Raw genomic sequence first — 13,711 nt, forward strand, 5'->3', positions numbered from 1 at the left:
ACATGATCGCCCGCACCCGCCCGCTGCTGCTCGCCACCTTGATGGCATGGCTGGCACTGCTGGCGGGCTGCGCCAGCTGGGGCAGTGACGACTGGCGCGAACCCGAGGTGCACCTGGTCGAGGTGGAGACGGTCAAGGCCAGGTTGCTGGAGCAGGAATTCGTGCTGCATCTGCGAATCGACAACCCCAATGACAGCCGCCTATTCATCCGCAACCTGTCGTATGCCATACGCCTCAACGACCTGTTGCTGGTGCAGGATGAAACCAGCGTGTGGCGCAGTGTCGGCGGGCATGCCCAGCGTACTTTCAATATCACCGCGCGGACCAACCTGTGGCAGCACCTGAAACCACTGGCCAAGCTGCTGAAAAGCGAACAACCGCTGCACTACAGCCTGCAGGGCGAACTGGCGACCGGGTTGCTCATCCATCGGGACCTGCACTTGTCGCGCAGTGGTGAGATAATCCCCGGTGATTACAAACTGGAGTAACCCTGCAATGTCCCAGCAACCCCACGTTCATGGCCCTGACTGCAACCACGATCATGATCACCACCACGATCATGGCCATGTACACGGCCCGCACTGCAACCACGGCCACCAGGAGCCGGTACGCAACGCCCTGAAGGACGTTGGCCGTAACGACCCGTGCCCGTGCGGTAGCCAGAAAAAGTTCAAGAAGTGCCACGGCGCCTGACCTGAACAGCGCTTGCGCGTCCCTGCCGCGGGCCGCGCAGTGGGTAGCCGGGGCCTAGCTGGCCCTGGCAGGCCCTGAAACCTTGCGCTGCAGCAACCCTGCGGTGGCCATGAGCAGCACGATGCACAGGGCCATGCAAATGGCATTGGTGCCATCCCAACCGACCGTACCCAGCAACAGCGACGGGCTGAATGCGCCAATGGTCGCGAACACCGCAATGGCCAGATCGTTCTTCCCCTGCATCTGCATCGCTGCCGGGCTGTTTTGCAGCGTCTGCGCCAACAGCGCCCCACCGCCCACGTAGGTCAGGTTCCAACCCAGGCCCAGGGCTATCAGTGACAAGGTCATCATCGCGTAGCTGTGCGACCACATGTTCATGGCCGTGCAACCGATCAGCAGGCCCAGGCCGAGACAGATGGTGGCCCGGATGCCGAGCTTGTGGATGATGGCGCCGGTGAAGAACGACGGCGCAAACATGGCAATCACATGCCATTGAATCGCCAGGCGAACGTCGGAAAAGTCCTCATGCATGTATTTCATGTGCATGGACGCCTGGATCATCAGCAAATTCATGATCCCGTAGCCCAGCGCGGCCACTGCCATGGCCACGGCAACCACCGGGCTCAGCGGCTCGGCGGTCGTGCCAGCCGGTTTCGCTGCACGGTCGTTACTGGCGGTGCCGGTATCGCCGGGCAGGCAGGCCGCTGTCAGCAACGACATCACCGCCAGGCCGACAAAAGCGGCGTAGCACAGCGAAAACAGCGGATACCCACCAACGTCCCTCAGCCACTCGGTGAGCGCCGGCCCGACCACGGCAGCGATCACCCCACCGGCCACGACCAGGGAAAGCGCCTTGGGCTTCAGGTTCTGGGCCAGATTGTCGGTGGCCGCGAAGCGATTGAAGTTGGCAAACGCAATGTAGATGCCCAATGCCGAATGGCTGATCACCAGCGTCGGGAAGTGCTGGTACTGCACAGCCAGGTAACCACTGATGCCAGACACCGCCAAAGGGATCGAGCCCAGCATGAAGGCGCGCTTGCGGCCAATACGGCTCATCAGCCTGGAGACCGGATAGGTGGCCAGCATCAGGCAGAGGAACTGGAAACCATAGGGCACGGTGGACCACGTGGCGGCAGGCGCCAGCGCCGCCCCGACAATGGCCGCCATGGTCACGGACATGACCGCAGTCGTCAGGTTGATCGATTGCGCGGTGAAATACAGGTACGTGCGCCGCGGAAGTGTGCTCGACATAGCGTGTGCTCACGGTTGGTGGACGGGTCGATTTCGGTATTGGGAAAGATGCCGACAGGTGCATGGTCGCATCTGCCGCGCCCTGAAATTCGAACAGTCGACGCGCTTTCCGGTTAACTGTTAGGCTATTTTTTCTAACAGCTGCTGGACCCGCCATGCGCCCGCACAGCCTTCATGACCAGTTGAAACAGCGCCTCGAAGCCGGCGAATGGCTGCCCGGCCAGCGCATGCCGTCCATCCGCAAGCTGACGGCGGCGGTTGGCTGCAGCTACCACGATGTCGTCTCCAGCTATGCCCGGCTGGTCAGCGAAGGTGTGTTGACTGCCATTCCTGGCCGCGGCTACTTCGTCGCCAGCCACACACGGCAAACCGGCGCAGTGGATGCGCCCGCAGGCATGGCCGGCGACCCACTGTTCAAGCTGCTGCAGGGGGGCCAGCACTACATCAAACTGGGCAGCGGCTGGCTGCCACCCGCCTGGCGTGACACCGAGCTGCTGGCCAAGGCGATTCGACGCACTGCGCGGCTGGAGCAGAGCTCGCTGGCGGAATATGGCGACATCCAGGGCTACCTGCCCATGCGCAAACAGCTGTGCGTGCACCTGAAACGCCTGACCCGTGTCGATGCCCGGCCAAGCCAGTTGCTGACTACACTGGGCGCCACACAAGCGCTGGACCTGGTGGCGCGGTTGTTGATCAAGCCAGGCGATCACGTGTTCGTCGACGAGCCCGGCAACGGCAACCTGATCAAGCTGATCCAGTTGGCCGGCGGCCACGTGGTCGGGGTGCGCCGAACCCAGGACGGACCAAGCGTGGAAGACATGAAGGAGCACCTGGCCAGGCACAAGGTCAAGGCGTTCTTCTGCAACAGCACCTTCCACAACCCGACCGGCGGCAACATCAGCCCGCACAATGCCTTCAGCGTCCTGCGCCTGGCGGTGGAACACGACTTCTTCGTGGTCGAGGACGATGTCTACGGCGACTTCAGCCCGGGTGTGCGCCAGACCTTTGCCGAACTGGACAACCTTGAGCGGGTCATCTACATCGGCAGCTTCTCGAAATGCCTGTCCGCTTCATTGCGCGTGGGCTACATCGCCTGCTCGGCAGAGCTGATAGAGCCGCTGACGCGCCTGAAACTGCTGACCTGCGTGGCGGTGCCGGCGTTTTGCGAACGCTTCGTCAACACCATCTTGTCCGACGGCACCTATGCCCGGCACATGCAAGACCTGCAGCAGCGTCTGATCCGGCAGCAGGCGCAGACCCAGCAGTTGTTGCGGGCGCGTGGCTGGCAGTTCGACATAACGCCCCAAGGCGGCATGTTCCTGTGGGTCTACCACCCCGAACTGGCCGACCTGCAGCCTTTCATGCGTCGCCTGGAACAGCACAAGGTGCTATTGATGCCAGGCTCGGCCTTCGCCGTCAGCCGTGACTATCAACGCCTTGCTCGCATCAATTGCACGCACTTTTCCGACGCCGTGGCCGAACATTTCAAGGTTTGAGTCGGCACTGGCAAATAAACCGCCCAGGGACCTTGCACGGCGCCTGCGCGCTCACTACCTTAGCGCCTTTCGAAACCCGCCACGCCTTGCAGGAGCCCTTGTCATGGCCGCCTCCGCCTTTCCTCCATTCCGCCCGCGGTTCGCAACCGCTGCCACGCTGCTCGGCATGCTCGGGCTGGCCGGCTGCCAGACGGGCGGCTACCAGGGCAGCGTGCCACCGACCAGCGGCGTGCAGCCGCTCAAGGGCCTGGCGCAGAACGTCTCGGTACGGCGCAACGCAATGGGCGCACCACTGATCGAAAGCAGCAGCTTCCATGACGCCCTGTTCAGCCTGGGCTATGTGCATGCCGGCGACCGCATCGAGCAGATGGTCGCCATGCGCCTGCTGGCCCAGGGCCGCCTGGCAGAACTGGCCGGCAGCGACGCGCTGGACATCGACCGCCTGATGCGCGCGGCCAACCTCAAGCAGAGCGCCGCCCAGCAGTACGCCGACGCGTCGCCACGGCTCAAGCGCTTCTTCGAAGTGTATGCACGCGGGGTCAACGCCTACCTGTTCCGCTACCGCGACAAGCTGCCCGCCGGCCTGGCCAGCAGTGGCTACCGCCCCGAATACTGGAAGCCCGAAGACTCGGCGCTGATCTTCAGCCTGTATGCCTTCAGCCAGTCGGTGAACCTGCAGGAAGAACTGAGCGCCCTGACCCTGGCGCAGAAAGCCGGCAGCGACAAGCTGGCCTGGCTGCTACCCGGTGCCCCGGACGAGCCGTTGGCCGACGCCGAAGTGGACAAGCTCAAGGGCCTGAACCTGGCCAGCCAGTTGCCGGGGCTGCCGGCCCTGGCAGCTGCCAGCCAGAAGCTGGCCGACCTCGACCTTCTGGGCAGCCCGGGCTCGGCCAACCTGGCCCTGGCGCCGCAGCGCAGCCGCAGCGGCAAGAGCCTGCTGGCCAGCGACAGCCGAGCCGCCTGGGCCCTGAGCCCGGTGCAGATCCACACCGGCAAGTACCAGGTCGCCGGCCTGTCGTTGCCCGGCCTGCCGATCGTGCTGGCCGGCTACAACGGCAAGCTGGCCTGGAGCAGCAGCGCGGTCATGGCCGACAACCAGGACCTGTACCTGGAGCAACTGCGCCACCAGGGCAGCCAGTTGAGCTACCTGGCCGACGGCAAATGGCTGCCGGCCCGCGCCCGTAGCGAAACCTTCTTCGTCCGCGGCCAGCGCCCGCTGCGCGAGGTGATGTACGACACCCGCCACGGCACCCTGCTGGCCCAGCCAGGCAATGCCAGCCTGGGCCTGGCACTGAACCTGCCACAGTTCAAGGGCGACCGCAGCCTGGATGCGCTGTTCGACCTGACCCGCGCCAAGAGCGTGGAGCGTGCTTTCGACAGCACCCGTGAAGTGACCGCCGCCGCCCTCAACTTCGTCTTCGCCGAACCCGAGCACATCGGCTGGCAAGTCAGTGGCCGCTACCCCAACCGCCGCGAAGGCCAGGGCCTGCTGCCCTCGCCGGGCTGGGACGGGCGCTACGACTGGGACGGCTATGCCGACCCGATGCTGCACCCTTACGACCAGGACCCGCCCGCCGGCTGGATCGGCCACGCCAACCAGCGCAGCCTGCCGCGTGGCTATGGCATGCAGCTGTCCAGCACCTGGTACTACCCCGAGCGCGCCGAGCGCCTGGCCCAGCTGGCCGGCAATGGCCGCCACGACAGCCGCAGCCTGATGGCCCTGCAGAACGACCAGACCACACTGCTGGCCGACAAGCTCAAGCAGATGTTCGACGCCCCGGGCATGGCCCAGCCGCTCAAGCAGGCGATCGACGCCCTGCCCGCCGCACAGCGCGACAAGGCCAGCGACGCGCTGGCCCGGCTCAAGGCCTTCGATGGCCGCCTGAGCCCGGTATCGGCCGATGCCGCACTGTACGAACTGTTCCTCCAGGAAGTGGCCCGGCAAACCTTCCTCGACGACCTGGGCCCGGAATCCGGCCCGGCCTGGCAGGCTTTCGTCAGCAATGCGCGGTTGTCGTTCTCGGCGCAGGCCGACCACCTGCTGGGCCGCGACGACAGCCCGTTCTGGGATGACCGCAGCACGCCGCAGAAAGAAGACAAGCCGGCCATTCTCGCCCGCAGCCTGGCTGGCGCGGTGGATGCCGGCACCGCGCATCTGGGCGCCGACCGCCGCGCCTGGCAGTGGGGCAAGCTGCACCAATACCGCTGGCCTGCACCGGCCTACCATGGCCTGGGCGACGCCCTCGGCCGCTCGCCGCTGGCTGCCGGTGGCGACTTCACCACCCTGGCCCTGACGCCATACGCCTGGGGCGCCGACTTCGACACCCGCCTGCCGGCCTCGGCGCGGATGATCGTCGACTTCGGCCAGGCCGAGCCGTTGCAGGTACTGACCAGCAGCGGGCAGTCCGGCAACCCGGCCAGCACGCATTACAGCGACGGGCTGGATGCCTGGTTCAAAGGGCGCTTCATGAGCCTGCCACTGCAGCAGCAGAACTTCGGGCGGGCGTATGGCAACCAGCGTTTGACGTTGGTGCCAGGGCGCTAGTGGAGCCTTTCCTGGTTACCGGCAGCCGCCCAGCTACCTAGCATCCTCGGTGCCGCACTGTTCCCGGACAGGTGCGGCACACTTTCCATCAAGAGGATGAGAACATGGCTACAGAAACCCTGAAAATTGAAATTTCCTGGCCTGATACCCTCAAAGTTCCAGCTGGCGCTACCGTCAATGCACAACTTTGGGTGGGAACTGCAATCGCCGACTACCGCATGATCAGCGACGGAGATGCCTGCGCCCCTGCGGTTACTTCACCCGTCACCCTGGAAATCACTTACGACACCGAGGACCTGCTGCCAAACAGCGTCGATACCACTTGGGATCACTTCCGTGCTTCGCCATATTTGATGCATGACGGCAAACGCCTGAACATCGCCCGCGTCGCCAAGATCTGTATCGAAGAAGCCCGAAAAACGGGCTGGAAGGTCGCTATTTCCTGACGCGGGTCTGGCAGCCCTCGAGAGGGCTGCCTCACACATAGAACTTGTCGCGGGCCTCGACACTCTGACCTAGCAAGCCCTACTCCAGACGTTGAGCCATGGACCTCGTCATCGCCCGCCCCGAAGGCCTGTACTGTCCGCCCGGTGATTTCTACATCGACCCCTGGCGGGCAGTGGAGCGTGCCGTCATCACCCACGGCCACGGCGACCATGCCCGCGTCGGCAACCGCCATTACCTCACCGCCGCCCCAGGCGCCGGCATCCTGCGCAGCCGCCTGGGCCAGGACATCAACCTGCAAACCCTGCCGTACGGCGAACGCCTGCTGCACCATGGCGTAACCCTGAGCCTGCACCCGGCCGGGCATGTACTGGGCTCGGCGCAAGTGCGCCTGGAGTACCAGGGCGAGGTCTGGGTCGCCTCCGGCGACTACAAAGTGGAACCCGACGGCACCTGCACGCCGTTCGAACCGGTGCGCTGCCACACGTTCATCACCGAATCGACCTTCGGCCTGCCCATCTACCGTTGGCCCAGCCAGGGCGAGATCTTCACCGGCATCAATACCTGGTGGCGCGCCAATAGTGAACAGGGCAAAGCCAGCGTGCTGTTCTGCTATGCCTTCGGCAAGGCCCAGCGAATCCTCCACGGGCTGGACGCCAACATTGGTCCTGTCCTCGTGCATGGCGCTGTCGAACCACTCAACCGGGTGTACCGGGACGCTGGCGTCTACCTTCCGCAAACCCGCTATGTGGGCGATATCCCACGCAACGACCCGCTGCTGCGCCAGGCACTGGTCCTGGCACCGCCTTCGGCGGGTGGCAGCAGCTGGATGCGCCGTTTCGGCGACTACAGCGATGCCTTTGCCAGTGGCTGGATGCTGCTGCGCGGCACCCGCCGCCGGCGCGGGGTAGACCGAGGTTTCGTGCTCTCGGACCATGCCGATTGGCCGGGGTTGCTCTGGGCCATCGGCCAGACTGGCGCAGAACGCGTGATGGTCACCCATGGCTCGGTCAATGTGCTGGTGCGCTACCTCATCGAACAAGGCCTCGATGCCCGCGCTTTCGTGACCGAGTACGGCGAGGAAGATGACGTGGTAGCAGCGGAGCCAGACGCATGAAAGCATTCGCCGAGCTGTACCTGAGGCTGGATGCGACTACCTCCAGCACTGCAAAGCTCACGGCGCTACGCGACTACTTCAGCACCGCCCCGGCTGGGGATGCCGCCTGGGCGGTGTACTTCCTGGCAGGTGGCCGCCCTCGCCAACTGGTGCCTACACGCGTGCTGCGGGAGCTGGCTGGCAGGTTGGCGGGGCTGCCTGACTGGCTGTTCGAGGAATGCTACCAGGCCGTTGGCGACCTGGCCGAAACCATTTCCCTGCTGGTACCGGAAAGCCACCACCCTGGCGACGAGGGCCTCGCCCGCTGGGTCGAAGCGCATCTGTTGCCATTGCGTGGCCTGCCGGTCGAGGAGATCCAGCAACGCCTGCCGCCTCTTTGGGCCCAGTTGGACCGCCCCAGCCTGATGCTCTGCCTGAAACTCATCACTGGCAGCTTTCGCGTGGGGGTATCGAAGCTGTTGGTCACTCGCGCCCTCGCACAACTGGCCGGGCTGGATGCCAAACGCGTGGCCCAGCGCCTGGTTGGCTACACCGACATCAGCCACCGCCCGACGGCAGCCAGCTATCAACGGCTGATAGCCCCGGAATCAGACGATGAACATAGCCAGCGTGGCGGCCAGCCCTACCCGTTTTTTCTGGCCCACCCCCTGCAGGTACCAACCGACCAGCTCGATGCACTGCTCGGGCCGCCAAGCGAATGGCAGATCGAATGGAAATGGGACGGCATTCGCGCCCAGGTGGTCAAGCGCGAAGGCCAGCTGTGGGTCTGGTCGCGCGGTGAGGAACTGGTCACCGAACGCTTCCCCGAATTGCACAGCCTGGCGCAGACGCTACCCGACGGTGTCGTGCTCGATGGCGAGATCCTGGTGTGGAAACCCGGCAGCTCAGCGGCTGAACTGGCTGTACAACCCTTTGCCATGTTGCAGCAGCGCCTGGGTCGCAAGACCTTGGGCAAGAAGCTGCTGAGCGACGCGCCGGTCGTGCTGCAGGCCTACGACCTGCTGGAATGGCAAGGCGAGGACTGGCGCAGCCGGCCGCAGCATGCACGCCGCCAACAGCTGGAACACGTGCTTGAGGAGCACCCATTGGCCCCGGTGTTGCTCTCGCCTCTACTCGAAGGCCGGGACTGGGCCGACCTTGCCTGCCAGCGCGAACAGTCCCGCAGCCTGGGGGTGGAAGGGCTGATGCTGAAACAGCGCGAGGCCTTGTATGGCGTGGGGCGCACCAAGGACATGGGCACCTGGTGGAAGTGGAAGATCGACCCGTTCAGCGTCGATGCCGTGCTGATCTATGCCCAGCGCGGCCACGGCCGGCGGGCCAGCTTGTACAGCGACTACACCTTCGCCGTGTGGGACGCGCCAGCCGGTACGCCGGGGCGGGCACTGGTCCCCTTTGCCAAAGCCTATTCAGGGCTCAGTGACGAAGAGATGCGCAAGGTCGACGCCATCATCCGCAAGACCACGGTTGAAACCTTCGGGCCGGTGCGCAGCGTGACGCCGACGCTGGTGTTCGAGCTTGGCTTCGAGGGCATCGCGCTGTCCAGGAGGCACAAGAGCGGCATTGCCGTGCGCTTTCCGCGGATGCTGCGCTGGCGGCTGGACAAGCCAGTGGAAGAAGCGGATGACCTGGCTACATTGCAGGCGCTGCTGGCCTGAAATCAATTCGATACCGGGTTGGCTTTTTCGCGGGCTCGCCCGCTCCCACAGGTTCATCACAGGCCCGAGGATTGTGAGGTTCCTTGTGGGAGCGGGCGCGCCCGCGAAGAAGCCGACGCGGTAATCGGGGCGCAATCGAAGGAGGCGCAAGCCCGAAAACTGTGCTTCCATCTCTGTGCCGACTGTGTCGCAGACCGTTTTCGCCACGCACCCAGGACCACCATGCACCATTCAACTCACGACCTGCTCTCGCCCGTTCCGGGCATTACCCGCCAGTTGCACAGCTTCCACTTCGGACCTCGCGGTGGCGGCAAAGTCTATATTCAGGCCTCGCTGCATGCCGACGAGCTGCCCGGCATGCTGGTGGCCTGGCACCTCAAGCGCCGCCTGGGTGAACTGGAACAGCAAGGCCGCCTGCAGCGCGAGATCATCCTGGTGCCGGTGGCCAACCCGGTCGGCCTGGAACAAGTGCTGCTGGACGCGCCGCTGGGACGTTTCGAACTGCAAAGTGGCGAGAACTTCAACCGTAACTTCGTCGACCTTTCCGACAGCATCGGCGACCAGATCGAAGAACACCTGACCGAAGACCCGGCACACAACCTCGCACTGATCCGCGAATACCTGCGCCGGGGGTTGGACGCACACCCGGCGCGCACACCGCTGCAGGCCCAACGCCTGATACTGCAGCGCCTTGCCTGCGATGCCGACATGGTGCTGGACCTGCACTGCGACTTCGAGGCGGTCGAGCACCTGTACACCACGCCAGACGCCTGGCCGCAGATCGAACCGCTGGCCCGCTACCTGGGTGCCCAGGCAAGCCTGCTGGCCACCGATTCGGGCGGGCAGTCGTTCGATGAATGCTTCAGCCTGGTGTGGTGGCAGTTGCAGCAACGCTTCGGCAAACGGTTCCCGATTCCGCTGGGCTGCTGCTCGGTCACCGTCGAGCTGCGCGGCCAGGCCGATGTCAGCCACGACCTGGCCAGCAAGGACTGCCAGGCGATTCTCGATTTCCTGACCCATGCGGGGGTCATCGAAGGCGCCAGCCCGGCCCTGCCCGACTTGCGCTGCCCGGCCACGCCGCTGGCCGCCGTCGAACCGGTGATAACGCCACTGGGCGGGCTGCTGGTGTACCACGCCCGGCCAGGCCAGCACCTGGAAGCGGGCCAGTTGATCGCCGAAGTCATCGACCCGCTCAGCGACCGGGTGACTGCCATCCACAACAGCCAGCCCGGCCTGCTGTATGCACGTAACGTACGGCGCATGGCTACCGCAGGCATGGTCATCGCCCACGTCGCAGGCGAGCAGGTGTGCCGCAGCGGCTATCTGCTGGCAAACTGATCCGGTAAAACCATTGCACCTGGCTGGTTGTCTGTAGAAACACAGCCACCGAAGGACCCTATGCCCCATGCCCGCCGCCACCGACCTCGCCAAGGCCTGGTTCGCCAAGCGTGGCTGGAAGCCTTTCGCTTTCCAGCGCCGTGTATGGGCAGCCGTGGACCGGGGCGAATCCGGCTTGCTGCATGCCAGTACCGGTGCCGGCAAGACCTACGCGGTATGGCTCGCCGCGCTGCGGGCCTTCAAGGCCGAAGCCCAGGGGCGTCTGGCTGCACCGTTGCAGGTGGTGTGGGTTACTCCCATGCGTGCCTTGGCCGCCGACACCGCTCGCGCGCTGCAGTTGCCGCTGGACGACCTGGGCCTGCCCTGGAGCGTGGGCGTTCGCAGCGGCGACACCGGCAGCGCCGAACGTGCCCGGCAAGCACGGCGCCTGCCCAGCGTACTGGTCACTACCCCTGAAAGCCTTACGCTGCTGTTGACCCGGGCACAAGCCCGCGAAGACTTCGCCACGCTGCGCCTGGTAGTGGTGGACGAATGGCACGAACTGCTGGGCAACAAGCGCGGGGTACAACTGCAACTGGCGCTGGCCCGCCTGCGCCACTGGCACCCGAGCCTGCCGACCTGGGGCCTGTCCGCCACCCTCGGCAATCTTCAACATGCGCTGGACGTATTGCTGCCACAAGGCGGCTTGCTGGTACAAGGCCGACAAGACAAGCCGCTGCAGGTCGATACCCTGCTGCCAACGGCCATCGAGCGCTTCCCCTGGGCAGGGCACATGGGCTTGAAGATGCTCGACCAGGTCAGCCGGGAGATCGATGCCAGCACCAGTTGCCTGGTATTCACCAACACGCGGGCGCAGGCCGAACTCTGGTACCAGGCCCTGCTCGAAGCACGCCCCGACTGGGCCGGCCTGATTGCCTTGCACCATGCCTCGCTGGCCCGCGATACCCGTGACTGGGTCGAGCGCAGCCTCAAGCAAGGCAGCCTGAAGGCAGTGGTCTGCACCTCCAGCCTGGACCTGGGGGTGGACTTCCTGCCCGTGGAGCGAGTACTGCAGATCGGTTCCGCCAAGGGCATTGCCCGCCTCGTGCAACGGGCCGGGCGCTCCGGCCACGCGCCGGGGCGGCGCTCCCGGGTTACTCTGGTGCCCACCCACAGCCTGGAACTGGTGGAAGCAGCCGCCGCCAGGCAGGCATTGGCAGCCGGGCACATCGAGGCCCGTCATTCGCCGCGCTTGTGCATGGACGTGCTGGTGCAACATCTGGTCAGCATGGCCCTGGGCAGTGGCTTTCACCCGGAGCAGTTACTGGCCGAAGTGCGCAGCACCTGGGCCTTTCGCGAGTTGCGCGACAGCCAGTGGCAATGGGCGCTGGACTTCGTCTGCCATGGCGGCAGTTCACTCAGCGCCTACCCGGACTACCAGCGCGTCGAGCGCCAGGCCGACGGTGCTTACCGGGTTGCCAGCGAACGCCTGGCACGTCGCCACCGCATGAGTATCGGTACTATCGTCAGCGACGCCAGCCTGCAGCTCAAGTACTGGAGCAAGGGCGGCGGAGGCAAGGCGCTGGGCAGCGTCGAAGAGGCGTTCATTGCCCGTTTGCGCCCTGGCGATACCTTGGTGTTCGCCGGGCGAGTGCTGGAACTGGTGCGCGTGGAAAACATGACCGCCTACGTACGCCGCAGCACCGCGCGCAAGGCAGCGGTCGCTCGCTGGAATGGTGGCCGCATGCCGCTTTCCAGCGAACTGGCCGACGCACTGGTCGAGCAGCTTGGCGCAGCATCCCAGGGGCGCTTCCAAGGCCCGGAGATGCGTGCAGTGCGCCCTCTGCTGACCTTGCAGGCGCTATGGTCGGCGCTGCCCACCCCCGGCACGCTGCTGGCCGAGACCTTCAAGTCGCGCCAAGGTTGGCACCTGTTCCTGTACCCGTTCGCCGGACGCATGGCCAACCTTGGCCTGGCCAACCTGATTGCCTGGCGAGTGAGCCGCGTGCAGCCGCTTTCGGTTTCGATTGCCGTCAATGACTACGGGTTCGAACTGCTCAGCCCGGGCAACGTGGACTGGGCAACGCATCTGCCACAGGCGCTGGTTACCGAACACCTGCTGGAGGATGTGCTGGCCAGCCTCAATGCTGGAGAAATGGCATTGCGCCGTTTTCGCGAGATCGCGCAGATTGCCGGGCTGGTGTTTGGCGGGTATCCGGCGGCGCAGAAAAGCCTGAGGCAGATCCAGGCCTCCAGCGGTTTGTTCTATGAGGTATTTCGCAAGCACGACGCCGGCAACTTGCTGCTGGCTCAGGCACGGGACGAAGTGCTGAATGAGGAACTGGAGATCGAGCGGCTGCACCGTCAATTGCTGAAAATGGGGCAGTTACGGCTGGAGCTGCGACAGCTTGAGCGGCCCGGGCCGTTGGCATTTGCCTTGCTGGTGGAAGGCATGCGCGAAACGTTGAGCACCGAGAAACTGGCGGACCGGATTGCCAGGATGGTCGCGGAACTGAACAGTGCGGCGGACGCTACGGAATGACCAACTTCCTATCCATCGAACACCATGGCCAGGTGCTCTGGCTGCTTTCGGACAAGGCCATCTACTGGCCAGCCCGTCGTGCCCTGCTGGTGGCCGACGTGCACATCGGCAAGGCAGCAAGCTATCGCGCCCTGCACCAACCGGTACCACGCGGCACCACCGAAGCGACACTCGAGCGCCTGGATGCATTGCTGGCCGCGCATGATTGCGAGCAACTGATCGTTCTTGGCGATTTCCTGCATGCCCGAACAGCGCGGGCGCCGGCAACGCTCACCAGGCTGCAGACATGGAGGGAACGGCACAAGGCCCTGAAAATCGTGCTGATACGCGGCAATCATGATCGCAACGCCGGTGATCCACCCGTGACGCTCGAAATAGAAGTCATGAACGAACCCTGGCTGCTTGAACCCTTCGCGCTCCAGCACGACCCCGAACCGCACCCCAGCCACCCGGTACTGGCAGGCCATGTACATCCGGTATTTGTACTGCGTGGCAAGGCTCGGCAACGCCTGCGACTGCCCTGCTTCCTGATCGATGGCCAGGTCAGCCTGTTGCCGGCGTTCGGTGAATTCACCGGGGGTTGGGAAATCGCGCCCACGAGCGCCAGCCGGGTGTACCTGGCAGGGGCAGACCGTGTCTGGGCGCTCTAGC

The 13,711-nt window shown here is 65.0% G+C and carries 11 protein-coding genes; 10 read left to right on the forward strand and 1 reads right to left on the reverse strand.

All coding sequences use genetic code 11. The annotated features are described in order from the left end of the window. Positions 1–2 precede the first annotated feature (2 nt). Entirely contained in the window at positions 3–488 is a 486-nt protein-coding gene (locus tag CAG34_RS12105) for an LEA type 2 family protein (protein WP_085590195.1), read from the forward strand. Positions 489–495: 7 nt separating this feature from the next. After that, positions 496–693, forward strand: a complete 198-nt coding sequence (locus CAG34_RS12110; RefSeq protein ID WP_003258907.1) for an SEC-C metal-binding domain-containing protein — start codon at positions 496–498, stop codon at positions 691–693. A 54-nt stretch (positions 694–747) separates the two neighbouring features. On the opposite strand, the gene CAG34_RS12115 is transcribed toward CAG34_RS12110, so the two are convergent. Beyond that, positions 748–1,944, reverse strand: coding sequence for an MFS transporter (locus CAG34_RS12115; RefSeq protein ID WP_085590197.1), 1,197 nt, complete (start codon positions 1,942–1,944; stop codon positions 748–750). Between the two features lie 155 nt (positions 1,945–2,099). Here CAG34_RS12115 and CAG34_RS12120 point away from each other — a divergent pair, with 155 nt between their 5' ends. From CAG34_RS12120 to pdeM, 8 genes are all read left to right on the forward strand, one after another. Then, positions 2,100–3,440 carry a PLP-dependent aminotransferase family protein gene (locus tag CAG34_RS12120; protein WP_085590199.1) on the forward strand — a complete coding sequence of 447 codons (1,341 nt, stop codon included), beginning with the start codon at positions 2,100–2,102 and terminating at the stop codon, positions 3,438–3,440. A gap of 103 nt (positions 3,441–3,543) precedes the next feature. After that, positions 3,544–5,985 carry a penicillin acylase family protein gene (locus tag CAG34_RS12125; protein WP_085590201.1) on the forward strand — a complete coding sequence of 814 codons (2,442 nt, stop codon included), beginning with the start codon at positions 3,544–3,546 and terminating at the stop codon, positions 5,983–5,985. A gap of 104 nt (positions 5,986–6,089) precedes the next feature. Then, positions 6,090–6,431, forward strand: a complete 342-nt coding sequence (locus CAG34_RS12130) for a hypothetical protein (RefSeq protein ID WP_085590203.1) — start codon at positions 6,090–6,092, stop codon at positions 6,429–6,431. Positions 6,432–6,529: 98 nt separating this feature from the next. Continuing rightward, positions 6,530–7,546 (forward strand): ligase-associated DNA damage response exonuclease, encoded by a 1,017-nt coding sequence (locus tag CAG34_RS12135; RefSeq protein ID WP_085590205.1) that lies wholly within the window; start codon positions 6,530–6,532, stop codon positions 7,544–7,546. Next, on the forward strand, positions 7,543–9,201 hold the full coding sequence (locus CAG34_RS12140) for an ATP-dependent DNA ligase (protein WP_085590207.1): 1,659 nt from the start codon (positions 7,543–7,545) through the stop codon (positions 9,199–9,201). The genes CAG34_RS12135 and CAG34_RS12140 overlap by 4 nt, the downstream gene beginning before the upstream one ends. A 222-nt stretch (positions 9,202–9,423) precedes the next feature. After that, the gene (locus CAG34_RS12145) at positions 9,424–10,539 is read left to right on the forward strand and encodes a succinylglutamate desuccinylase/aspartoacylase family protein (RefSeq protein ID WP_085590209.1); all 1,116 of its coding nucleotides are present in this window, start codon (positions 9,424–9,426) and stop codon (positions 10,537–10,539) included. A 67-nt stretch (positions 10,540–10,606) separates the two neighbouring features. Further along, positions 10,607–13,060 (forward strand): ligase-associated DNA damage response DEXH box helicase, encoded by a 2,454-nt coding sequence (locus tag CAG34_RS12150; RefSeq protein ID WP_085590211.1) that lies wholly within the window; start codon positions 10,607–10,609, stop codon positions 13,058–13,060. After that, positions 13,057–13,710 (forward strand): ligase-associated DNA damage response endonuclease PdeM, encoded by a 654-nt coding sequence (pdeM, locus tag CAG34_RS12155; protein WP_085590213.1) that lies wholly within the window; start codon positions 13,057–13,059, stop codon positions 13,708–13,710. The genes CAG34_RS12150 and pdeM overlap by 4 nt, the downstream gene beginning before the upstream one ends. Position 13,711 lies beyond the last annotated feature (1 nt).

This window comes from Pseudomonas sp. B14(2017) (assembly GCF_002113255.1).
Lineage (GTDB): Bacteria > Pseudomonadota > Gammaproteobacteria > Pseudomonadales > Pseudomonadaceae > Aquipseudomonas > Aquipseudomonas putida_Z.